This window comes from Halobacillus amylolyticus (assembly GCF_022921115.1).
GTDB classification, from domain to species: domain Bacteria; phylum Bacillota; class Bacilli; order Bacillales; family Halobacillaceae; genus Halobacillus_A; species Halobacillus_A amylolyticus.
In genome coordinates, this window is sequence record NZ_CP095075.1 from 3,525,154 (window position 1) to 3,548,490 (window position 23,337).

The 23,337-nt window shown below is 40.4% G+C and carries 18 protein-coding genes and 2 pseudogenes; 15 read left to right on the top strand and 5 right to left on the bottom strand.

The features are described 5' to 3' along the window. Positions 1-6 precede the first annotated feature (6 nt). Positions 7-828 carry a carbohydrate ABC transporter permease gene (locus MUO15_RS17850; protein WP_245031387.1) on the top strand — a complete coding sequence of 274 codons (822 nt, stop codon included), beginning with the start codon at positions 7-9 and terminating at the stop codon, positions 826-828. 16 nt (positions 829-844) lie between these two features. On the opposite strand, the gene MUO15_RS17855 is transcribed toward MUO15_RS17850, so the two are convergent. Continuing rightward, the gene (locus tag MUO15_RS17855; protein ID WP_245031388.1) at positions 845-1,474 is read right to left on the bottom strand and encodes a YesL family protein; all 630 of its coding nucleotides are present in this window, start codon (positions 1,472-1,474) and stop codon (positions 845-847) included. 128 nt (positions 1,475-1,602) lie between these two features. Here MUO15_RS17855 and xylA point away from each other — a divergent pair, with 128 nt between their 5' ends. From xylA to MUO15_RS17870, 3 genes and pseudogenes are all read left to right on the top strand, one after another. After that, positions 1,603-2,928, top strand: coding sequence for a xylose isomerase (gene xylA, locus MUO15_RS17860; RefSeq protein WP_245031389.1), 1,326 nt, complete (start codon positions 1,603-1,605; stop codon positions 2,926-2,928). 5 nt (positions 2,929-2,933) lie between these two features. Further along, positions 2,934-4,432: pseudogene (gene xylB, locus MUO15_RS17865) on the top strand (xylulokinase). Between the two features lie 64 nt (positions 4,433-4,496). After that, on the top strand, positions 4,497-5,480 hold the full coding sequence (locus tag MUO15_RS17870) for an aldo/keto reductase (RefSeq protein WP_245031390.1): 984 nt from the start codon (positions 4,497-4,499) through the stop codon (positions 5,478-5,480). Positions 5,481-5,529: 49 nt separating this feature from the next. Here the strand turns inward: MUO15_RS17870 and MUO15_RS17875 are convergent. Next, positions 5,530-6,647 (bottom strand): annotated as a pseudogene (locus tag MUO15_RS17875) (aldose epimerase family protein). Between the two features lie 321 nt (positions 6,648-6,968). On the opposite strand from MUO15_RS17875, the gene MUO15_RS17880 reads away from it, so the two are divergent. Further along, a complete protein-coding gene (locus tag MUO15_RS17880) occupies positions 6,969-7,379 on the top strand; it encodes an acyl-CoA thioesterase (RefSeq protein ID WP_245031392.1) in 411 nt (136 codons plus the stop codon). Between the two features lie 98 nt (positions 7,380-7,477). After that, positions 7,478-8,650 (top strand): iron-containing alcohol dehydrogenase, encoded by a 1,173-nt coding sequence (locus MUO15_RS17885; protein ID WP_245031400.1) that lies wholly within the window; start codon positions 7,478-7,480, stop codon positions 8,648-8,650. 295 nt (positions 8,651-8,945) lie between these two features. Here MUO15_RS17885 and MUO15_RS17890 read toward each other — a convergent pair whose 3' ends face one another. Beyond that, complete coding sequence (locus tag MUO15_RS17890; protein ID WP_245031402.1) at positions 8,946-9,497, bottom strand: hypothetical protein; 552 nt, start codon at positions 9,495-9,497, stop codon at positions 8,946-8,948. A 132-nt stretch (positions 9,498-9,629) separates the two neighbouring features. Continuing rightward, on the bottom strand, positions 9,630-10,052 hold the full coding sequence (locus MUO15_RS17895) for a hypothetical protein (protein ID WP_245031404.1): 423 nt from the start codon (positions 10,050-10,052) through the stop codon (positions 9,630-9,632). Positions 10,053-10,385: 333 nt separating this feature from the next. On the opposite strand from MUO15_RS17895, the gene MUO15_RS17900 reads away from it, so the two are divergent. Both MUO15_RS17900 and MUO15_RS22010 read left to right on the top strand, forming a co-directional pair. After that, the gene (locus MUO15_RS17900) at positions 10,386-11,900 is read left to right on the top strand and encodes an AbgT family transporter (protein WP_245031407.1); all 1,515 of its coding nucleotides are present in this window, start codon (positions 10,386-10,388) and stop codon (positions 11,898-11,900) included. Positions 11,901-12,188: 288 nt separating this feature from the next. After that, positions 12,189-12,305 (top strand): YjcZ family sporulation protein, encoded by a 117-nt coding sequence (locus MUO15_RS22010; protein ID WP_318036171.1) that lies wholly within the window; start codon positions 12,189-12,191, stop codon positions 12,303-12,305. Between the two features lie 175 nt (positions 12,306-12,480). Here MUO15_RS22010 and MUO15_RS17910 read toward each other — a convergent pair whose 3' ends face one another. Further along, complete coding sequence (locus MUO15_RS17910) at positions 12,481-13,326, bottom strand: protein-glutamine gamma-glutamyltransferase (RefSeq protein WP_245031409.1); 846 nt, start codon at positions 13,324-13,326, stop codon at positions 12,481-12,483. Between the two features lie 474 nt (positions 13,327-13,800). On the opposite strand from MUO15_RS17910, the gene MUO15_RS17915 reads away from it, so the two are divergent. From MUO15_RS17915 to MUO15_RS17945, 7 genes are all read left to right on the top strand, one after another. Continuing rightward, positions 13,801-14,550 carry a DeoR/GlpR family DNA-binding transcription regulator gene (locus MUO15_RS17915; protein ID WP_245031411.1) on the top strand — a complete coding sequence of 250 codons (750 nt, stop codon included), beginning with the start codon at positions 13,801-13,803 and terminating at the stop codon, positions 14,548-14,550. 13 nt (positions 14,551-14,563) lie between these two features. Continuing rightward, the gene (locus MUO15_RS17920) at positions 14,564-15,847 is read left to right on the top strand and encodes a four-carbon acid sugar kinase family protein (RefSeq protein WP_245031413.1); all 1,284 of its coding nucleotides are present in this window, start codon (positions 14,564-14,566) and stop codon (positions 15,845-15,847) included. A 19-nt stretch (positions 15,848-15,866) separates the two neighbouring features. Then, positions 15,867-16,877, top strand: a complete 1,011-nt coding sequence (pdxA, locus tag MUO15_RS17925) for a 4-hydroxythreonine-4-phosphate dehydrogenase PdxA (protein ID WP_245031415.1) — start codon at positions 15,867-15,869, stop codon at positions 16,875-16,877. A 27-nt stretch (positions 16,878-16,904) separates the two neighbouring features. Beyond that, a complete protein-coding gene (locus MUO15_RS17930; RefSeq protein WP_245031417.1) occupies positions 16,905-18,275 on the top strand; it encodes a GntP family permease in 1,371 nt (456 codons plus the stop codon). A gap of 530 nt (positions 18,276-18,805) precedes the next feature. Then, positions 18,806-20,623, top strand: a complete 1,818-nt coding sequence (locus tag MUO15_RS17935; protein ID WP_245031419.1) for a sigma-54-dependent Fis family transcriptional regulator — start codon at positions 18,806-18,808, stop codon at positions 20,621-20,623. A 135-nt stretch (positions 20,624-20,758) separates the two neighbouring features. Then, positions 20,759-21,955, top strand: a complete 1,197-nt coding sequence (locus tag MUO15_RS17940; RefSeq protein ID WP_245031421.1) for an iron-containing alcohol dehydrogenase — start codon at positions 20,759-20,761, stop codon at positions 21,953-21,955. Positions 21,956-21,980: 25 nt separating this feature from the next. Then, the gene (locus MUO15_RS17945) at positions 21,981-23,333 is read left to right on the top strand and encodes a GntP family permease (RefSeq protein ID WP_245031423.1); all 1,353 of its coding nucleotides are present in this window, start codon (positions 21,981-21,983) and stop codon (positions 23,331-23,333) included. The last annotated feature ends 4 nt before the right edge of the window (positions 23,334-23,337 follow it).

Below are 23,337 nucleotides of genomic sequence, written 5' to 3' on the forward strand. Positions count from 1 at the left end.
GTACCTTTGAATCGTTTGGGATATATTATTCTTTACTTATGTCTTGGGGTAGTCGCTGTTTTTCAAATACTACCGATCATCTGGTTATTTCTATTCTCACTAAAAGGTAATCGGGAGATATTCGCTGGATCACCTTTTGCCTTGCCGAAAGAGTGGAAGTGGGAAAACTATCTTAAAGTTTGGGAGGGTGGTATTGGGACTTACTTTTTTAATAGTGTCTGGATTACCGTCGTAGCTATTGTCTTCACATCACTTTTTGCCAGTATGGCTACCTTCGCTATTACAAGGATGCAGTGGAAATTTAACAAATTCGTACTTGGGTTGTTCATGGTAGGTTTAATGATACCGATTCATTCTTCGATCATACCGTTGTTTAGCATGTTTTTAAATGTAGGTTTAATCGACAACCCATGGTCAATTGTAATCACTTATACCGGGTATAACTTGCCTATTACCATGATGATTTTACTTGGTTTTTACTATACATTGCCACGTGAAATTGAAGAAGCAGCCGTGATTGATGGTTGTTCCATTCATAGAATGTTTTTTAGAATCATCTTACCGATGACCACTCCCGTCCTATCAACGATTGTGATTATTAATATGATTTATAACTGGAATGAATTTGTATTTGTTAATACGTTTATCAGCTCGGACAAATACAAAACACTCACAGTTGGGATACAGAACTTCATCGGGCAATATATGACCGATTGGGGAGCTATTGGTGCGACACTAGTCATAAGCTTATTACCTATTTTGATAGCTTTTATTTTCTTTAGTAATAAAGTAGTTGAAGGAATTTCATCTAGTGCGGTGAAAGGGTAATTCTCCCTCTTGGTTCCTAAGAATCATTTGATGCAGAGGGAGCTTGCATTTTACTAACATTTCGAAATGCATGAAGACTTAGCCACATCGTTACGAATGAATAACTGCTTATACCAAATATGAACCCTAGAGCGGGTAGATATCTCATAATGATAAACAGGGAAATGAGAGAGATAATGATCAGTAAACTTTGAATTGGGCTGATTAGCATAATGAGGAAAGAGTTTTTAAGTGTTTGTAAAATAGTAAGATCATAATGTACAAATACTGGGAAAGTATAGAAAATAAATAATACTGAAATAAGCATGAAAGAGAATAAGGGGATGTAAGTCCAAGTAAATATACTGCTTAATTGAACATAGTAAATGTCTATACTGATCAGAGAAACAATGATCAAGACAAAGGCACCTAAAAGGTTACTTTTCCAAAATTCAGTTTTGTAATAGTGAATAAACGATTTGAACAAAGGCGTATGATCTTTGCCTAAAATCCAATTTCGGATGATAGAGAACACGGCAATCGTAGAAGGAAATATACCAAAAATTCCTAAACCAGCGATGGTGAAAACGATCCATAAAACTTGTAAGAAAGCGAATCGCGTCACCCATTCCATTATTCTATATAACTGACTTCCAAAGAGATTCATAGAAAAATCGTGCTCCTTTTAAGTTGATCACTTAGACATGAATCATTATACACAAAAAAATGAAACAGTAAAGATTACTTACCCCAGGTAGACTACGATATTATTTAAAAATTCAGGAGGTATTACGAATGACATACTTTACTAACATTAATCGCATTCAATATGAGGGACCCAAATCGACTAATCCATACGCGTTCAAATTTTACAATCCAGAAGAAAAAGTAGGGAATCAAACGATGGAGGAATTTCTACGCTTCAGCGTTGCCTACTGGCACACCTTTACAGAGGACTTATCTGATCCTTTTGGTGTTGGCACAGCTGTACGGTCGTGGGATAAATACGAGGGGATGGATCTAGCTAAGGCTCGAGTGGAAGCGGCCTTTGAATTCTTCGATAAGATGAATGTTCCTTATTTCTGCTTTCATGATGTGGATATCGCCCCTGAAGGAAGCAATTTAAGAGAATCGAATCAAAACTTGGATACAATTGTAAGCATGATTAAGGATTATATGAAAGATAGTAAAACGAAACTTCTATGGAACACGGTAAATAACTTTACCCATCCACGCTTTGTCCATGGGGCAGCCTCATCAAATAGCGCCGATGTTTTTGCCTATGCTGCAGCCAAAGTGAAAAAGGGCCTCGAAATTGGAAAGGAGTTAGGTTCTGAAAACTATGTATTCTGGGGTGGACGTGAAGGTTATGAGACGCTTTTGAATACAGATATGAAGCTGGAACTTGATAATCTAGGCCGATTCTTCCATTTAGCGGTTAATTATGCGGACGAAATCGGGTATGACGGTCAATTTCTTATTGAACCGAAGCCTAAGGAGCCAACAACGCATCAATATGACTTTGATGTTGCTTCTGGCTATGCCTTTTTACAAAGATATGATCTTCAAGATCGTTTTAAATTTAATATTGAGGCCAATCATGCAACGCTTGCGGGGCACACGTTTGAACATGAACTTCAATATGCACGTGTGAATGGGCTGTTAGGATCTGTGGATGCCAACCAGGGCCACCCCCTTTTAGGTTGGGATACGGACGAATTTCCAACCGATCTATACGCAACGACGCTTGCTATGTATGAAATTATTAAAAACGGCGGTCTTGGTCATGGAGGACTGAACTTTGATGCAAAGGTTCGTCGTGGATCCTTTGCACCCGAGGACTTGTTCCATGCTCACATTGCAGGTATGGATAGCTTTGCTGTTGGATTTAAGGTTGCTCAGAAATTATACGATGACCGTGTGCTGGAGGAGATCATTGAGGAAAGGTACGATAGTTTTGGCAGAGGGATTGGAAAAGAAATTGTCGAGGGAAAAGCTAATTTTCATTCATTAGAAGACCATGCTCTGAAGTTAGATGCAATTCCACAAAAATCAGGCCAATTGGAAAAAATTAAATCTACCTTAAACCAGTATTTGTTGAGGGCCTATGCAGGGGAATGATGACAGTGAAACACGTAATCGGGATTGATTTAGGAACGAGTGCAGTGAAGCTTTTGCTTGTGGATCAGAAGGGAGAAATTAATTATGAGGTTTCAAAACCCTATCCATTGATTCAAGAGAAACAAGGATACAGTGAACAAGACCCGAATGACTGGGTCGAGGCGACCTTGAAAGGTATAAAACAGCTGCTGCGAGAAGGTCCTTGTTCATCTGAGGAGATCGAAGGAATCAGTTTTTCCGGACAGATGCATGGTCTGGTACTAATGGACGAACAGGGCCAACCATTACGAAATGCGATTTTGTGGAATGACACGAGAACGACAGCTCAGTGTCAGCAGATCTATGAAACTGTCGGGGAGAAGCGGTTACTAGAAATTACGAAAAACCAAGCTCTTGAAGGGTTTACGTTACCGAAAATTTTATGGGTGAAAGAGCATGAACCCCGTGTTTACGAGAAAGCAAGTACGTTTGTGTTACCGAAAGATTACTTGCGATACAAACTAACGGGTGAACTGGCTATGGACTATTCAGATGCAGCCGGGACGTTGTTATTGGATGTAGAGGCAAGTGAGTGGAGCGTAGAAATAGGCAAGGCACTCGAAGTCGATCGTGAGCTTTGCCCTCCGTTAGTCGCTTCTTATGATCAAACGGGGAACATTCTGCCACATGTAGCCGATGTGACGGGATTAGCTACAACTACGAAAGTCTTTGCTGGAGGCGCAGACAATGCTTGTGGAGCCATAGGATCGGGCGTTCTAGAGCAAGGGAAAACGCTATGTAGTATTGGCACATCAGGAGTTATTCTCTCTTATGAGTCAAGCAATCGTAAAGACTTTGGTGGTAGGGTACATTATTTTAACCACGGAGCTCCTAATGCTTATTATACGATGGGAGTGACCCTCGCGGCTGGTTATAGCTTGAGCTGGTTTAAAGAGGTATTTGCCAGTGATGAAAGTTTTGAAGATTTTGTTCAAGATGTAGAGACGATTCCACCAGGTTCAAACGGTTTATTGTTTACCCCTTATGTCTCAGGAGAAAGAACACCACATGCGGATGCTATGATCCGCGGCAGTTTTATAGGAATAGATAGCTCACACAGAAGAAAAGACTTCGTGCACGCCGTTATGGAAGGCATCACTTTCTCCTTAAATGAATCAATTGAGATTTTTCGGCAAAATGATAAGAAGGTTGATACGATCGTATCAACCGGCGGGGAGCAAATAATGAGTACTGGCTACAGATGCAGGCCAACATTTTCAATGCCGATATCATTAAACTAGCAAGTGCACAAGGGCCAGGAGTTGGCGCAGCCATGATCGCTGCCTATGGATGTGGCTGGTTCGGTACGCTGCAGGAATGTGCCGATCATTTTTTAAAGATTGATCAGAAATATACACCACAAAAAGATAAAGTACGCGAATATGAAGAACTGTTTGAAATTTATAAGGATGTCTATCATCAGACAAAAACCCTAAATAAACGATTAGCTCCTTATCGTGAATAAATGCACAAGTTTGCTTCCTTATGTTATGTAAAGGACTAGACTTTTAAATTGGAAGGTGGCAAAAATGAAATACAATCAACTGGGTACTACCGATCTGACTATTAGTGAGCTAAGTTTCGGTACATGGGCTATTGGTGGGAGTTGGGGCAAAACAGATGACCGTGAAGCGTTAGAGGCACTTCAAACAGCTATGAAAGCTGGTGTGAATTTCTTCGATACGGCGGATGTTTACGGCATGGGTCATAGTGAGGAATTATTGGCTGAAGCCACTAAAGGGAAAGAACAGGATATTCAAATTGCGACTAAATTTTGTCGGCAGGGAAATATCAATGAGCTACAAACATACTCCATGGAACAAGTATCGAATTATTTAGAAGACAGTCTTAAACGACTGAATCGAGATCATGTGGACCTTTACCAAATTCATTGTCCTCCACTTGAAGTTTTAAAAGAGGGCTCGGTCTTTAGGGTGCTAGAAAAACTAAAACAACAAGGTAAACTCCGTTATTATGGGGTTAGCGTGGAGTCAGTTGAAGAAGGAATGTATGTACTTGAACATACTAATGCTAGTTCACTGCAAGTAATTTTTAACATGTTTCGGCAAAAGCCGTTAGATAAACTATTCCCTGCAGCTATGGAAAAGGGAGTTGGGATTCTAGCACGGGTACCTTTAGCCAGTGGGCTGTTAACAGGAAAGTTCAACCATGAGCATACGTTTGAGGAAGATGACCACCGTCATTTTAATCGTAATGGAGATGCTTTTAACGTCGGGGAAACATTTGCTGGCTTAGATTTCGCAAAAGGAGTTGAGTTAAGTAAAAAACTTGATTGGATTGGAGGAGATCGTGGAAACATGGGAAGAGCAGCCTTAAAATGGGTTATGCAACAAGAGGCCGTAACGAGTGTCATTCCCGGTTTTCGTAACAAGAGCCAGGTAGAAGACAATCTTCAGGCATTGAATGTCAAGCCCTTTTCAACACAAGAATTGCAACAGCTGCAACAATTCTACCAACAGGAAGTACACGATTCCATTCGAGGAGTGTATTAAAAAGATCAAGATGATGGACTAAAAAGACAGGAGAATGACTCCTGTCTTTTTAGTTGGTTTCAAACGTGAAAGATGTTTGTTGCGAATAAGGCTCATCTGTCTTTAAAAGGATAGATGGAAATCCATTGTGATGGAGGGAGGCAGGAGCAGCCTGTGTTTCAAAACAAACGCCTAAATATTTTTCGGAACGTCTGCCTGCTAATTGATGCTCACTTGTTAAGTTGTTTGACGTGTACATCACCATTCCAGGTTGGTCTGTGTTTATGCGCATAACACGGCCGCTTTCATAATCCTTTACGACAACTGCCTCTTGCTTCTTTCGATCAAAAAGAAAATAATGATCATACCCCGATCTAGCAAGGAGATTTTGTTTGAAATTAGAATGTATTCCAGATGTTAAGGACCTTTCTTGTCTAAAGTCAAAAGGAGTGTTCTCCACAGGTCTAATTTTTCCTGTTGGTATAAGAGATTCATCCAACTCTACGAATTTATTACTATCAACCAAGACCCGATGTTTATGAATTGTACGTTTGAGATTTCCGCTTAAATTAAAATAAGTATGATTTGTTAGAGCAAGGGCTGTGTCTTTGTCACTCGCAGCTTGATAATCTATCGTTAGCTGATTAAAGTTATTTAATTGATAGGTCACCTCAACCAAAAGATTGCCAGGATACCCACCCTCCAAATCAGGACTTTCATACATGAATTTAACACCGACCGAACTGCTTGTTTGGAAAGAATGAGCCTTCCAAACTTTCGTATGAAACCCTTTAGGGCCCCCGTGTAAATGATTGGTCCCCTCATTGGCAACGAGAGGATACTTTTTTCCTTCAATTGTAAAAGAGGAGCCATCAATCCGACCTGCGACCCTTCCAATAATCGCTCCAAAAAATTTGGATCGTTTCTGTAGTCCTCATCGTTTTCATAGCCGAGCACTACATTTTCAATAAGTCCGTTCTGATTAGGGACAAGGATTTCAGTAATAATACCACCGTAGTTTAATGCGCTGACAGACATTCCCTGATCATTGGCCAAGGTAAACTTCTTCCATCCATTTTTTGAACATTCTTCACTGATTTGCATATACATGTCTCCAGTCTTGATATCTGTTATCGTCTCTGAATAAGCTAGTAGACTCTGTTCACTTTTTGCTTGAAGCAAAGTCATACCTAGATGTTTAAAATGTCCCCGTATGACTTCATTTTTTTATTTCGTTACTTCTTCCTTCAATGAGTCAAGTACTTCTTAGAATCTACCGTATCAATCAAATTCATTGCTCTTTGTTTGATTTCTTCATTTTGTACTTCATCATATAAAGGATGATAATTCTATTCAACCATCTGTACGGTTAAGATCATTCTTATTTAAAATTTATTTACATATATATGGAATAGGTTACTATAAGTATAGAATGTTATTCATAGAAAATATAGTGCTTTCCAATGATTGAGAGGGCAAAGCATCTGTTAAAAAGAGGGAGGGGAAGACATGTACAAAAAAGTAATCGAACCACGAGTCTCAGAGACAGACGGGGTTGGACACATCAACAATACGACGATCCCTATATGGTTTGAGGCGGCACGAAATGATCTATTCAAACTCTTTAATCCAGACAGTTCCTTCACAAATTGGAAAATGATCATTCTTAATATGAACGTAGATTATTTGAGTCAAATCTATTTTGGAAGAAACGTAACTGTACACACATGGGTTAAAAGAATCGGAAATTCAAGTTTGGACTTATATGAAGAGTTATGGCAGGGTGATCGGTTATGTGCGAGAGGGACAGCGACTTATGTGAACTTCAATCAGGAAAATCAGAAATCCGAACCTATAACGGATAGTATTAGAAGGCAGTTGGAGTCACATTTGTACGAAGGGGAGGAATCAATAGAGTGATAGGATATAACTGAATATGTAATTTGTAAGCGGATTCATTAACTTATCCAGAGAACCTATCGTTAATTGTTTTTAAAATAGAAAGGAGCGATGATTTTATGTATTCATTTATATCCCCACAAAATATCTACCATGGTGAACATTCAATAAAAAATCTAGAAACGATTACTAAAAGCTTGAGTGCCAAAAAAGTATTTGTGTTAACGGATCCGATATTAAAAGAACTTGAAGTCATTAACCCTATATTATCTATACTTGAAGAAAATGAAGTGGAATTTTATCTATCCACCAACGTAGTACCCGAACCGTCAGTTGAAGTTGGAAATCGAGTTGTTGAAGAGGTCAGAAGTCAAAAGCCGGATCTAGTCATTGGAATTGGCGGAGGCAGCGCACTGGATTTAGCAAAGGCTTCGGCAGTACTTGCGGCTAATGCTGGTCGTGTGGAAGATTACTTGAACCTAACAGGTGAAAGGCAATTGAAAGAAAAGGGTATTCCTACCGTGTTGGTCCCGACAACTGCAGGTACTGGAGCTGAGGTTACAGATATTTCCGTATTTTCCCTCGCGGACTCAAAAGATGTCATTACACATGAATTCCTGCTAGCTGACTATGCGATTGTAGATCCAGTTTTGACCTATACTCTTCCGCCAAAAGTTACAGCAGCAAGCGGTGTGGATGCTCTAACACATGCTATAGAAGCATTTACATCTGTCAACGCAACACCACTCACAGATACTTTAGCATTAGAGGCTATGCATCGGATTGTAGGAAATCTAAGAAGTGCTGTTTGGAATAAAAAAGCATATGAAGCCAGAAAAGAAATGTCACTAGGCAGTCTTATGGCGGGGCTTAGTTTTTATAACGCAGGAGTAGCTGGAGTACACGGACTAGCCTACCCACTTGGAGGGTTATTTAAAATCCCACATGGTGAATCTAATGCTGTACTTTTACCATATGTCTACCATTATATCTGGCCTTCGTGCCTGGACAAGATGTACGGCTTAGGTGAAGTGTTCTCGATATCTTATGAAGGGAAAGATAAAAGACAAGTTGTGCTGGAAGTAGTGCAAGCCCTTTATGAATTAGTAGAGGATGTGGGTCTGCCAACATCTTTATCGGTGTACAATATAACAAGGGAAGATGTTGAGAGATTGACACAAAATGGGCTAAAACAGACAAGGTTATTAGCTAGAAGTCCTATGCCATTTGGTGAAGCGGAAATCCGCAATGTTTATCGGCATGCATGGAATGGTTGGGGCAACAGATGGTAAGCAGCTTCGTTGATTGAGAAGACCCCTTATGAGAATCACGATTAAGTTTTAAAAGAATCTATCATGAAAATGGTTAGTAGCGATGGATACGGAGGATAAAACAACTGAAGAATTAGCGAAGCCTGGGTGGAAGCAAACCAGGACAAGGTTAACGAGTGGCTAGGTAAATAGATGACTTGTTCGAGAGTATCCTATATGGAGAGAGTTCATTGTGAAGCAATGCTTAAATTGTTTCGCGATGAACCTTTTTGACTTTGGGGTCCTCATTAGGACATGAATGACTTTCATTAGCTGCTCACTTCTTTCTCCACTTACCCAGATATTTCTTCCGATACTTGCTATCTTCTACTGTATCCACTAACTCCAACGCTTTTTGTTCGATTTCTTCATCTTTCACTACATCATATAAGTGCCGCAAACCTTGAATAATGTCACTTCGAATCAAGGTATAATTCTTTTCATTTTCACAGTTTCGAAAACGCTCCACAAGATGATCGACCACCACCTCCCTTAGCTTAGGACCAGCTAAACCTACTTTCCAAATGGCTTGCAGGCTGTGTCTTGCAGTAACAAACTTCGGATCCTTCGTGACTTCCCATACGGCTGGAAAGTCTTCAAGCATTCTCTGAGATGGGTCACTTTTTGATAAGTTAGCGAGGAATTGGGCAGCCCTTGATCGCTGATGATGATCGGGGTGGGTTAGGTCTCCTTTGAGCTGATCCCACACTTCATAAGCCCAATTTACCTGTTCATTGGTAGCTTCCATAATATTGGTATAAGCCTCGTATTGAATGTTCTTATCTTTTGATTTTAGATTTTCAAAATATATTTGGGTGTTCTTGTCCATTGAACTCACCTCTTTAGAAGAAATCTTTGAAAAGTTTCAGCTGAGGGGGAGTGTAACGTTCGAGGAAGAAAAAGTTGTGAACTTTGGCATTCATGTGATTGGAATTTATCCACGACAAAGAGGGTGTTTAATTTATTTTATCTTCTTTTTCAAGGTGAATATTTCTTGTTCATTCTCCCAAGTCTTGTTTGAAAGAAATTCAACATGTTCTTCAATCTTTTCAAAACGTTCATTTGTTTCTTTTCGAAAGTTTCTCATTTCTTGCTGAAAGCCCATCGAATCTTCTTTAAAGCTTGTCATCTCTTGCTGAAAGCCCATCGAGTCTTCTTTAAAGCTTCTCATTTCTTGCTGAAAGCCCATCGAGTCTTCTTTAAAGCTTGTCATTTCTTCTTTAAAGCTTGTCATTTCTACTTTAAAGCTTCTCATTTCTTCTTCAAAGCCCAACATATCCTTCTTAAAGCCTGTCATTTCTTCTTGAAATTTTTCTGCTGTTTCTTGATTTGACTTAACTTCTTTGTGCAGCTCTTTGATTGCTTGTAAAATTTCCTTTTCCACTATGATTCCTCCTCCCATTCTTACTCCATCTATTATAACAAGAAAAAAGAGAAGAGACCATTTTTATATCAAGGGGAAGACCATGAATGTTTCTTAGTAGTGGGTCATAAACATGCTCATTCATGTCACCCATAGAATGGCTATTTTTAATAAAGGTGAAGTTTCCCTCCGTGTCCTAATAAGGTTTTCCCCTTTAAATCGTACTAATATACTTGGTATTACACGTCGTGTATAATATTGAGCAGTTCAAACAGGTGTGCTTTGTACAGTGATGGAACGCACATACTAATTGTACTTGTTGAAATAGAAAACAACAGCTGAGAGGTGAACTAAATGAAAAAACAAGAGGGTAATACTAAATTATCCAAGCTCTTAAATGGAATTGAACGGGTGGGCAATAAATTACCCGACCCTTTTATACTATTTGTTTATTTGGCAGTCGGCGTTATTATTTTATCATGGATTATTTCCTTATTTGATGTCACTTTTACGCTGCCAGGTAAAGAAGAAGAAATGGCCATAAAAAACTTAATTTCTGGTGAAGGTCTTCAGTACATGTTGACGTCGATGCTAGATAACTTTGTTGGATTTAAGCCACTCGGCATTGTACTAGCGATGATGCTCGGGATTGGTCTAGCTGATAAAGTCGGCTTAATTGAAACATTTATTAAAAATACGATTTTAAAAGCACCAAAACCGCTCATTACCTATGCGGTCATTTTCACAGGAATATTAGGGAACCTCGCTGCGGATGCCGCGTTTGTTATTGTTCCTCCATTAGCGGCAATGGTTTTCTATAACGTGGGACGCCACCCATTAGCAGGACTTGCTGCCGGGTTTGCTGGGGTAGGATCTGGTTTTACGGCAAACATCCTCGTTACCAACACGGATGCTGTTTTATCAGGTATTTCTTCCGAGGTTATGCAAACACTTGATACGGCAGTTACCGTTACCCCAGTGGATAACTGGTATTTTATGATTGCATCAGTTGTTGTTCTATCGGTAACAGGGGCATTGATTACAGAAAAGGTAGTTGAGCCACGTCTTGGTGTCTATCAAGGAAATGTACAAAAGGAATTTGAGGATACCACACAAGTCGAAAGAAAAGGCCTTCGAAATGCAGCTATAGCCAGCCTAATCTATATTGGCTTGCTCGTACTTGCTATATCTTTGCCGAACTCAGCACTTAGGAACGAACAGGGAGGACTTGTTCCATCGCCATTTCTTGATGGAATTGTCCCGATCATTATGCTCTTCTTTATTACCGTTGCCGTCGCATACGGTGTGACGGTGAAGAAAATTGAATCCACCCGATCCATTGCTAAATTTATGGGGGAAGCGATGAAGGACATGTCCGGATTTATCGTCCTCATCTTTGCAGCCGCACAGTTCATCGCCTACTTTGAATGGACGAATATCGGATCATGGCTAGCTGTAAGCGGAGCCGAGTTTCTTGAGTCGGTAGGTGTGACCGGAATTGTAGTCGTCATAGGCTTCGTATTCCTAACAGCCCTGCTCAATTTACTCGTCTTCAGCGGATCAGCACAATGGGCACTAGAAGCCCCGATCTTCTTGAAAATGTTCTATTTCCTTGGTTATCATCCAGCATTTATCCAGGCTGCTTATCGTATTGCAGACTCATCAACAAATATTATTACTCCGATGAACCCATATATTATTATCGTGTTAGCATTCATGAGGGAATATGACAAAAAGGCGGGCTTAGGTACGTTGATTGCTCTGATGCTGCCATATAGTGTGACTTTCTTGTTAGTATGGATCGTCTTGTTATTAGCTTTTGTATTCCTAGGTATTCCGTTTGGCCCTGGTGTTGAAGTGTATTTATAGTGCACAGTTAAAACTGCCTTTTATGTATTTGTTACATTTGAATGGCGGCTGGATCCTTGCAAAGAAGGGGGAGAGGCCAGCCGCTGCCTCGACCGAGTGTTCTCGCACTCGGTCTCTTTAAATTAATGGTTCACCTACCCCAAGTTAGTTGATGACCAGTATGCTGAAAAATGTAAAATTATACCCGTGTACATATGTCTATGATAAACCTATTATTGGAAAAACTAATGCAATCGCCCTTTCAATACATGACTTTATACATACTCTGGTTAAGAAGGGGGTGTAATAATGAGTGGATATGCAGGTGGAGGATTTGCTTTAATTGTCGTCCTCTTTATTCTATTGATCATCGTTGGAGCTGGTGGATTTGTCGGCGGCTTCGGTGGTGGATACGGTGGTTATTAATTTCGAGAAAAAGGTGTCAGGATCTCAGGCACCTCCTTATAAAACCGTATGAGGTTGCTAATTAACTTTTTTAAGAAGGCTGACGGGAACTCTCGTCAGCCTTTTGTTTAGGTAATTTTCACTATTGGGCATTGACTTTTATAAAAAGGGAGCACAGTAGATGCTCCCAAAGATATTACTGATTATATGCCGCATATAAAAAAGACAAATAACGGTTAAATGAAATCGAAGTCTCATTATGTTTGATGATGATATAAGGTTGTTTACGAACAAAGGATTCTCTTGACTGCATTGAAAATTTCATCAAATCATCAAAAGATGGCCTTGTGACAAGGTTAGACAGATAGGCTGATTGGTTGGATCCCGTATTTCTCCTTTTGTTTAGGGCCGTAATGATTTGTTCAGCTGTTCGTTTGCCTAATCCATGCCCGAAAAACATGCCATCACCGAGAACAACAGCATTTTCTCCCCTCCACTGTGGGGTTGTGGGATCAAAGTCTGGGTTTTCAAAATAGACAACATCCCCTGGCAAAAAGTTAGGAATGTATGTGGAATGTATTCCAAGGTCGGGGTCAGAATGCCAGCTGTATATATAGATGTCTGGGAATAACTGATTAAAAGAAGTCTCCCCAATAACATTTAAAACGGCATGGTAATAGATGATGACCATGGCCCCTGCACATTCGAAGGCGTATTCTGAGCTGTTCACATAAATATCTTTTATCGCCTCAGAGGGCTTCACCCCTTCCTTTAGCCTGAATCCACCAGAATCCGTCAAATTCCAGTAACGAGGGTTACAACGAGATTTAGCAAAAACGGCAAATTGGACACTGCTACGCTTCATAGATACTGCACTTAATAAAATATTTTTTCGTAATTCAAGTTCAAAAGACAATTCGTCTATAGAGGAGTAGGAATATACGACCGGATCTTCCTTCATCCATCGAATGATCATACTTTCGATCCCATTAGACGGCCACATGTCACTTTGTTGAAAGGGCGAACCTGATAGCTGAATCATACTATACCTCTTTCCATGCTTAAGAATTTATAAATTAGCCTATGCCAACCACCCCTTCAGTGTTTATCTCACAAATAAAGCAACTGTTCTTAGTTTAATCGATTTTCCCCAAGGAGCATTTTTTGCTTGCTCCCTCACATAATCGTTCGACTAAAGCATTACTTACTTTCTGTCTTATGCAGAAAGGTAATTTTTTTGAATCAAGGTTGTGGTTTCATAAGCTATTCGAAAGGATCACATCCCTTAGCTAATAAGTGTCTACTAGAAAGCAATAAGGGTTATAGATAAATATGAAGCCGTTTAATTTTGGTAACCCGACCGTAGATGCATCTACATCTGCAGTGTTTTCTATTATCGCAAAGGAACACATCATTTAACAAAAGTGAACATTAATTAACGATAATTTATTGACCAATGGTTGATAAGGTATTATAATGTAACGAAATCGAACATAAAATAACAAGGATGAACAATATGCTGCAATTAGAAAGACGTCAACACATTATGAATAAGCTCGGAGTACAAGGAACAGTTCATATTGAACGAATTGCATCAGACTTGGGAGTATCCAGTATGACCATAAGGCGTGACTTGGCTTCCCTGGAAAAAGAGGGAAAGCTTGTACGCTCTCACGGTGGAGCCATCCTTCCTGAAAGAATGGCTCAGGAAATCCCTTATCAAACTAAACTCTCAAGTTATAAGGACGAAAAAGAGCTCATCGCAAAAAAAGCGGCTGAAATAATTCCTGCGAATGCAAAGGTTTTGTTGGATTCTGGAACAACGAATCTTGAAATCGCAAAGTTAATCAAGACGCGCGATGATTTGCTTATCGTAACGAATGACGCCAAGATATCCATGGAATTGTTGAACTCAGACTCTGAAGTGATTTCCACAGGTGGTAAACTTCAGAAAGATATTGGCGCATTTATGGGGACTCATGTACAAACGCTATTAAAGCAAATCAGAGTAGATATGGTGTTTTTAGGAGCTAATGCTATCGATTTGAATGGGGATATATCCACGCCTTCTATGGAAAAGGCTCTCATTAAAAAATTGATGTTGGAAAGCGCTACGATGAAATGGGTAGTAGCAGACCACAGTAAATTCAATCGACGAGCTTTTGCTCACGTGTGTCACTTGAGTACAATTAATGGAATTATTACAGATAACCAACTCGAACAAGACGATCGAAAGAAATTAGAACAAGAGACAAATCTTTATTAGGGAGGTGAACAGAATGGATGTAGTTGTTGTGTGTGATGACTTAACTGGTGCGAATGCAACCGGTGTCAAACTAACAAAAAAGGGGCTGAAGACTGCGACCGTTGTACATGGACTTCCTGTCCCCGAGAGTGGTTATGATGCTCTTTGTTTGGATACAGATAGTAGATATGTATCAGAGGAGCAAGCGCGCTCCCGTGTGAAAAGTGCTCTTGAATCCATTGAAAGTAATGGAAGGGCTAGAGTTTACAGCAAGAGGATTGATAGTACATTAAGAGGGAATATCGGAGCTGAAATAGAGGAGATGCTCGATTTTTCTGGTGAAAATTCAGTAGCAATTGTGGTGTCCTCTTTTCCTGAATCCGGAAGAAGTACTGTGGGGGGATACTTGTTAGTCGATGACGTTCCTCTACAGGAAACAGATGTAGCGAAGGACCCTGTCAGTCCGATCAAAACCTCTAAGGTAAAAGAAGTGATTCAAAATCAAACCAACCTCTCTATTAGTTCTATTGGTCTGGATATTGTAATGGAAGGACATGAATCTCTGGCAAGATCTCTGAAAAAACTAAGTTCGACATATAGGGTCATTTGTATAGATGCAGTAACTGATGAACATATTGACATGATTGCTAATGTAGTTAAAGAATGCTCACACCCAGTTGTAACCGTTGACCCTGGGCCTTTCACTGCAGTTTATTCAAGTAAGTATTTGGGTGGAGGAAAAAAAGATAAAAAGTACTTAGTTACAGTCGGGAGTGTCACTTCACAAACAGGTCAACAATTAGATTATTTCATCAATAAATGGAAGGTTAAACCGATTTATGCCAAACCTAAGGAGCTTGCTACCTTTAAGGAGAAGTGGCAGAAGGAAGTCGATCGTGTGGTTGCAACAGTGGAGAAACAAGCCGTCCAGGCAAAAATCATCTTAGTCACCACCTATCACCCGGGGCAGAAGCGTCTTGATCTAGCGGAAATTGCTGAAGCCGAGAATACGACGGAAGAAGGATTAGCTAAGAGAATTACCGATGGACTGGCTTCCATCAGCAGAAGAGTTTTGGAAAAGAATAAAGAAGACTTTGCTGGGTGTTATTTGAGTGGTGGTGATGTTACGGCATCTGTATGTTCGATCACGAGAGCACAAGGAATTGAACTTGCGGATGAGGTTATTCCCTTAGCTGCTTACGGAAAATTCGTAGGTGGGTATTTAGATGGTATGAATGTCATAACTAAAGGGGGAATGATTGGAGATAAGAAAACGCTCAGTACTTGTATGAACTATTTGGTTTCAGTAACTCATTAATATAGAGAGGAAGATTTATATGGAAAACACGGAAAACAAATCAATTATCGTAATACCAATCGGAGACCCGGCAGGAATCGGGCCAGAAATTGTCATAAAGTCGCTAGCAGAAAAAGAAATCTATGAAATCTGTAAACCTATCGTTGTTGGAGACCGTGACGTACTTGAGAAAATCATGGACGCAGTTGACGTGCACTTGGAAGTGAACGTTGTTAATAAATCCTCCCAAGGCAATTATCAATTTGGCACAATCGACTTGATCAATCTCGATAATATTGACATTGAGAAATACGAGATGGGTATTGTCTCCGGAATGTGTGGACAAGCCTCTTATGAGTACATTCAGAAGGCAATCCAAATGGTACAGGACGGGGAAGCGGGGTCGATCTGTACACCACCGATCAACAAGGAGTCCCTTCAAGCGGGAAAAGTGCCTCACATCGATCATACAGCGATGCTTTCAGCGTTCACTAATTCAGAAGATCCTATGACAATGTTTGAAGTGAATGACCTAAGAATATTCTTTTTGACTCGTCATTTATCGTTGAAAGATGCTATCGGGGAAATGACAAAAGAAAGAGTACACACTTACCTTAACCGATGTAAAGGTGCGTTGGAGCTATTAGGAATTGAAAGTCCTAAATTAGCACTTGCAGGGTTAAATCCTCATTCAGGTGAAGGTGGTCTATTTGGAAGAGAGGAAATAGATGAGTTAGTACCAGGTATCGAAGCTGCCCGACAAGATGGTGTAGATGTAACAGGTCCAGTTCCGGCTGACTCTGTATTTCACCAGGCACTTCATGGGAAATATGATGCTGTACTGTCCCTATACCATGATCAAGGGCACATTGCTGCAAAAATGGCAGATTTTGAACGTACCGTGTCTCTTACCAATGGACTCCCATTCTTAAGAACTTCAGTCGATCATGGAACGGCATTTGATATTGCAGGTAAAGGAATTGCGAGCTCAGTAAGTATGGTTGAAGCAATTAAAGCTGCTGCAAAATATACTCCATATTTCAACAAATAAATAAAATTTTCGAGGAGGGAAGTAATCATGGAAGCACCAGGTGGTCAAATAATCTTAGGACTTGTTATTGGTGTAGCATTATTAGTGTTCCTAGTAATGAAAACAAAGATTCACGCGTTCATAGCTCTGATTATTTCTGCTTCTGTCATCGGATTGATTGCGGGGATGACCCCGCCTTCCGTTGCAGAAGCCATCACAACAGGCTTTGGAGGAACACTTGGCTCAATCGGTATCGTTATCGGATTTGGAGTTATGTTAGGGCGTGTCATGGAAGTAGCCGGTGCATCTGAACGGTTAGCCTATTCTTTCGTAAAAATGCTAGGTAAGAAAAGGGAAGATTGGGCTATGGCTTTGACAGGCTATGTCGTGTCCATCCCCATCTACGTTGACTCAGCCTTTGTTATCTTAGCTCCATTAGTGAAAGCGATTTCCAGAAAAACAGGGCGTTCGGTCCTAACCTTAGGAGTGGCATTAGCAATAGGTCTTGTCGTCACACATTCATTAGTACCACCTACTCCGGGGCCTCTAGGTGTCGCAGGGATTTTTGGGGTTAGTGTTGGAGTCGTGATTCTATGGGGGCTATTATTCTCAGTTCCTCTTATTATTGTAGGGGTCCTGTATGCGAAGTGGCTTGGAAAGAAGATCCACCAAGTCCCTGATGAATCAGGTTTAGGATGGATTCGACCTGAACACGCATCTAATTATGAAGAATTTCTTGAACAGCAAGAAAATAAAAATTTGCCTTCATTATTTATATCCCTTGCTCCAATTCTTATTCCGATTCTTTTAATTTTCGCAAATACTTTGGTAACTGCATTGAACTTGAGTGAAGGTGTATTTGCTTACATGCAGTTCCTTGGTAATCCTGTCATTGCAGTAGGGATCGGTCTTATATTTGCGATCTATACGCTGACATCTCAAATGAATCGTACAGATGCAATTGATAGAATGGAAGAGGGAATTAAGTCTGCGGGTATTATCCTTCTTGTGACTGGTGCAGGTGGTGCATTAGGTAATGTGCTTAATGAAAGCGGTTCCGGTGATTATGTAGCTGAATTGATCGTCGGTTTCTCCATTCCACTTGTTTTGCTACCTTTCTTTGTCTCTAGTTTTGTTAGGTTGGTTCAAGGAAGTGGAACAGTAGCTATGATAACTGCAGCATCTATTACTGCTCCGATCTTGTCAGGAGTTGACGGTGTGTATATGCCATTAGCTGCAATCGGTGCTACAACAGGTTCATTGCTGTTCTCCTATTTCAATGATAGTTTCTTCTGGGTAGTGACCCGTATGTTAGGAATCAGAGATACTAAAGAACAAATTTTAACATGGTCAGTTCCGACTACTTTAGCTTGGTTAATGTCACTAATATTACTAGTTGTCTGTTCTTTGTTTGTCTAATAGAAGACAGGTCATATTCAACGGATGATCTAGGTTCTACACCATTTTAATGTACGGATACTTTATAACTTAATAAAGAGATCTTAATGTAAACTGGTTCCTGTGTGATGTAGGGGGCCGGTTTTTATTTTCCATTCATATAGTTAAAATTATAGAATGTCATGTTCGGCAGCTTCTCTAAATTTAAGGTCTTGAGTTAAATCAAAAACCGGAGTCTAAATCCAACTCAACTTATCTGTTCAGTTTAGTGTTCTCGGTCTTTATGAAAATAAATTACTTTTATGGGTAAATATGTGGTATGGATACACTGCATGGCTACCTTGTTATCCTAACAAAATGAATTATAATCAAGAAAAACTTGCAAATCACACCATCAACGATGATCATAAGTTTTGATGTGGACCAAAAACCAATATAACGTCTATTACTGTAGGAACTTTGCCCACTACCTTGAAGCAAGGGGATATGATTTTGTGCTTGTGAAAGCAAAGAATAATAATTAACTTTATTGAATGAAGGAGGTAAGGTTGATGATTCAAGATTTCGTTCAAAGTTCAGAACATGAGCTAGAGAAGGAAGAGCTGGTGAAAGTCGAGAGATGGATGATACCGAATCCCTGCTCTATTCCAAAAGATAAATCGTTACGAGAAGCCGCGAAAATGATCGAACATCTAAACGTAGAATGTCTGCCGGTGGTTGATGAGAATAAGCATCCTATTGGAATGGTCACATTACCAATGCTGCTGAACCGTTTTATTCATGGTCATGCGGAAGACTCTGTAGCAGGTAGCTGCACAAAAAAGAATCATTCTGTCATTCGTTCGAATGTATCTCTTTTAGATATATCCTCAATGCCTTCAGACCATTTCTCTATCGTTGATGAGCAGGGTAGTTTGATAGGTGTTGCATCAAGAAGCGAAATTTTGAAAGGGCTTTCTTCATACATTCAAGAACTTAATCAGATGGAGCATACAGCAGAAATTTTAAATGTCATTTTAGAAAGCGCCTATGAAGGTGTTGCTGTAGTGGATGAAGATGGGATCTTGCGGGAGTTTAATGAAGCGTATAGCCGTTTTACTGGGATTGCGGCAAAAGATGCCATTGGGCGACATGTTCAGGAAGTCATTGATAACACCAAATTACCTGACACAGTGCAAACCGGCATGCCTGAACGAGGGGTTGTCCAATATATCCAAGGTCAGGCCATGATTGTCCACCGTATCCCAATATGGAAGAATGATAAAGTTGTTGGAGCTATCGGTATGCTGATTTTTGAGGGAGTCACAGAAGTATATCGTATTTATGAAAGACTGCAGGAGAATTCGCTTCATAAGAAACCAAAGCAATCCCCATCCCAAGCCAAACTAAAGGAGAGCAGTTCCATAACACTTGATCAGATTATTGGCAACAGCGAAAGTACGGCTCATATCAAGCGCTTAGCCAGAAAAGTTGCCAAAACGGAGGCAACCGTTTTAATTACTGGTGAAAGTGGAACTGGAAAGGAGATGTATGCCAAGGGTATTCATCATCTTAGCCCTTTTTCATCCGGTCCTTTTATTAGTTTGAATTGTGGGGCGATTCCCGAACATTTATTTGAATCAGAGTTATTCGGTTATGAAGAAGGCGCTTTTACCGGGGCAAAAAAAGGTGGGAAGCCAGGTAAATTCGAGTTAGCTCAACATGGCACATTGTTTTTGGATGAAATTGGTGAAATGCCGCTTATGATGCAAACCAAATTGTTGCGAGTTCTTCAGGAAAAAGAAGTGGAACGTGTCGGTGGCCATCAACCATACGAAATCGAAACAAGAATCATTGCGGCTACCAATCGTAATCTAAATGAGATGATCGAAGCAGGAGAATTTCGGGAGGATCTCTATTATCGAATAAATGTGATCGAGATTCCTATTTCCTCTCTTCGTGAACGGACAGAAGACATTCCCCAATTGGTCACCTATTATTTATATGCTATCTGCAGCAAGTATCAAATGTCTGTGAAGGTTTTAGCCTCAGAGGCAATGGCAGTATTCCTGCATTACCACTGGCCCGGAAATATAAGAGAGCTAGTGAATACACTTGAAAAGCTTGCTATTTTAGTTGATGGGAATACCATTAACACCCATCATTTACCTGACTATATGAGAGATAAAAAGACTGTCAGACAAGAATCAAGTGATAATGCAACCCTAATGAAGCAAGCAAGAAACCTGGGAGATGAAAAAGAAAGAGAGCTTATTCGGACAGTATTAAGAAAAACAGGAGGAAATAAATCAAAGGCAGCGGAACAACTGGGGATTCATCGGACAACTTTATATCAAAAAATGAAAAAGTATGATCTGAGCGAACTGTAGTGTAGTTATTTCACGATAAAATGTAGTGAAAACACTACACATCCTATTCTTAAGTGTCAGTATAATCAGTCATTTAAGTTGGCACGCTTCTTGCATTTAATAGATGTGAACCTATTAAAAAGGAGTGTAAGTTAAATGGAAAACTATGCTGTCCTTCGTATGCCGCGGACGATCACCTATGGCCGCCATGCACTTGAGAAGGTTGGTAAGGAAGCAGCTGCAAGAGGGAAAAAGGCGCTTATTATCAGCGATAAAGTGATGGACTCTCTAGATTATGTAAGTGAAGGGCGGGACTATCTTACAAAAGCCGGAGTTGAAAGTGTCGTTTATTTAGGGGTTGAGTCCGAACCAACAGATACCTATGTTGATGAGGCTCTAGAATTATTTAAAAAGGAAAACTGTGATCTTGTGATTTCGCTTGGAGGCGGAAGCTGTATTGATACGGCGAAGGCCATTGTTGTCCTCGCTACGAACGGTGGTTATATCGGGGATTACATGGGCGAGAAGAAAGTGGCTGAGGTCGCACCGATCCCACATATCGCCATTCCAACGACTGCCGGAACTGGCTCAGAGGCAACAGATGCGACAATCATCACGAACACTTCCAATGATGTAAAAATGATGATTAAACAACCAGCATTTATGCCGGATGCTGCAATTGTAGATCCACTGTTGACATTATCTTCACCACAGCACGTAACAGCAGCAACAGGAGTTGATGCCCTTAGTCATGCAGTAGAAGGTTATATTTCTAAGCGTTCTCATCCGATGACAGATATGATAGCGCTGTCAGCAATGAAGCTGATTGTAGAAAATATCCAAGCAGCATATGAGAATGGGGATAATCTTGACGCAAGGGAAGCCATGTCACTAGGGTCTTTACAGGCTGGTATTGCCTTTTCGAATTCGTCTGTATGCTTAGTGCATGGGATGTCCAGACCAATTGGAGCACTATTTCACGTGCCTCACGGGTATTCGAATGCGATGCTATTGCCAGCAGTTTTAGAGTTTAGTAAAGAACACTCTATTAAAAGATTGGCTGATTTAGGAAGATTTTTCTCACCAGAAGCTGAACAGTATTCCGAGAAAGAAGCTGCCGATTTAGCTGTTTCTTCTGTGAAAAATCTATGTTTACAGTTGAATATCCCCAATTTAAGTGGATGGGGTATTGATAAACAAGCATTTGAAAGCGCTACCGGAAAAATGGCTTCAGATGCATTAGCAAGTGGCAGCCCAGCAAATAATCCGAGGGTACCGACACAGTCAGAAATCGAAGAACTCTATAAAGTCTGTTATGAGTATAAGTTTTCAACAGAAAGTACAGTAAGCTAAAGAGGAATTAGGGGGAAGAGGTTTCATGGACTTTGTGGGATTGCTTGGATTGGTTGCATCACTTGCTTTATTAATTTATCTCACGATGAAAGGGATAAATATTATCATTGCGGCCCTTATAAGCTCTGTTCTTATCGCTGTTACGGGAGGATTGAATCTGGAAACAGCGATTATGGATAGTTATATGGCAGGTTTTACTGATTATTTTGCATCTTGGTTTCTAGTCTTTTTACTAGGAGCGATTTTCGGGAAAATTATGCAGGAAACGAAATCAGCAGAAAGTATTGCACAATGGATCAAAAAAACGTTAGGTGCAAAGCGTGCCGTATTTGCTGTTGTGGCGGCAGCTGCCATTATGACGTATGGAGGGGTTAGCCTATTCGTTGTTGGTTTCGCCGTTTATCCGATCGCCGTCTCGTTATTTCGGACAGCGAATCTGCCCCATCGGTTTATCCCAGCTGCTTTAGTGTTTGGTTCCATATCCTTTACAATGACTGCACCCGGTTCTCCGGAAATTCAAAATATCATTCCTACCGAATATTTTGGGACAACTCCTACAGCCGGTGGATTTATCGGCGTGCTCAGCGCACTGCTTGTTATGGTTATCGGTGGATTGTGGCTAGGAAGAATGGTGAAAAAGGCAGCTGAAAATGGGGAGACGTTTGCACTCCCGACAGAGTTTTCAACAGCGAATAGTGAATCGGCCGCAGCCCTTGAACAGGAAGAGCAGCAAGATCGCATTCCTGAAGTGGTAAAAGACGTACCCCATATTATTATTGCGATTTTACCGCTTGTTACTGTCATTACCTTATTAAACATTTTGGGGCAATATATGAACCCTACTACTGCATTGTTGATCGCATTAACGACAGGGATCTTTTTAGCATGTATACTGATGAATAAGTTTCTGGAAGAGTTTTGGGACTCCCTTGCCACAGGTACGCAAAATGCACTCATCGCACTAGCAAATACTTGTGCTGTAGTAGGTTTTGGCAGTGTAGCTGCACAGGTGGCCGCTTTTGACAGTTTAGTAGACTCTCTTGTGAATATGCCAGGCCCACCTTTATTGGGGCTTGCGATAGGGGTTACCGTTGTTTGCGGAATTACAGGATCAGCTTCTGGCGGATTAGGAATTGCCTTGCCAATTCTGGCACCCATTTATATGAGCCAAGGCTTGGATCCTGGCGCGATGCATCGTGTTTCCGCGTTAGCATCCGGCGGTATCGATTCACTTCCGCATAATGGCTACGTTGTTACGACAGTTCGGGCTATTTGTGGAGAATCGCATAAAAGAGCCTATAAACCTATTTTTGCCGTAAGTGTCGTCGTGCCTTTATTGATCATGTTCTTAGCAGTATTCTTATATTCTATTTTTTAATCTA

Excerpts from the sequence above, each read along its gene's own strand:
- MUO15_RS17855 (WP_245031388.1), bottom strand. The coding sequence starts at position 1,474 with ATGAATCTCTTTGGAAGTCAGTTATATAGAATAATGGAATGGGTGACG.
- xylA (WP_245031389.1), top strand. The coding sequence starts at position 1,603 with ATGACATACTTTACTAACATTAATCGCATTCAATATGAGGGACCCAAA.
- MUO15_RS17870 (WP_245031390.1), top strand. The coding sequence starts at position 4,497 with ATGAAATACAATCAACTGGGTACTACCGATCTGACTATTAGTGAGCTA.
- MUO15_RS17880 (WP_245031392.1), top strand. The coding sequence starts at position 6,969 with ATGTACAAAAAAGTAATCGAACCACGAGTCTCAGAGACAGACGGGGTT.
- MUO15_RS17885 (WP_245031400.1), top strand. The coding sequence starts at position 7,478 with ATGTATTCATTTATATCCCCACAAAATATCTACCATGGTGAACATTCA.
- MUO15_RS17890 (WP_245031402.1), bottom strand. The coding sequence starts at position 9,497 with ATGGACAAGAACACCCAAATATATTTTGAAAATCTAAAATCAAAAGAT.
- MUO15_RS17900 (WP_245031407.1), top strand. The coding sequence starts at position 10,386 with ATGAAAAAACAAGAGGGTAATACTAAATTATCCAAGCTCTTAAATGGA.
- MUO15_RS22010 (WP_318036171.1), top strand. The coding sequence starts at position 12,189 with ATGAGTGGATATGCAGGTGGAGGATTTGCTTTAATTGTCGTCCTCTTT.
- MUO15_RS17910 (WP_245031409.1), bottom strand. The coding sequence starts at position 13,326 with ATGATTCAGCTATCAGGTTCGCCCTTTCAACAAAGTGACATGTGGCCG.
- MUO15_RS17915 (WP_245031411.1), top strand. The coding sequence starts at position 13,801 with ATGCTGCAATTAGAAAGACGTCAACACATTATGAATAAGCTCGGAGTA.
- MUO15_RS17920 (WP_245031413.1), top strand. The coding sequence starts at position 14,564 with ATGGATGTAGTTGTTGTGTGTGATGACTTAACTGGTGCGAATGCAACC.
- pdxA (WP_245031415.1), top strand. The coding sequence starts at position 15,867 with ATGGAAAACACGGAAAACAAATCAATTATCGTAATACCAATCGGAGAC.
- MUO15_RS17930 (WP_245031417.1), top strand. The coding sequence starts at position 16,905 with ATGGAAGCACCAGGTGGTCAAATAATCTTAGGACTTGTTATTGGTGTA.
- MUO15_RS17935 (WP_245031419.1), top strand. The coding sequence starts at position 18,806 with ATGATTCAAGATTTCGTTCAAAGTTCAGAACATGAGCTAGAGAAGGAA.
- MUO15_RS17940 (WP_245031421.1), top strand. The coding sequence starts at position 20,759 with ATGGAAAACTATGCTGTCCTTCGTATGCCGCGGACGATCACCTATGGC.
- MUO15_RS17945 (WP_245031423.1), top strand. The coding sequence starts at position 21,981 with ATGGACTTTGTGGGATTGCTTGGATTGGTTGCATCACTTGCTTTATTA.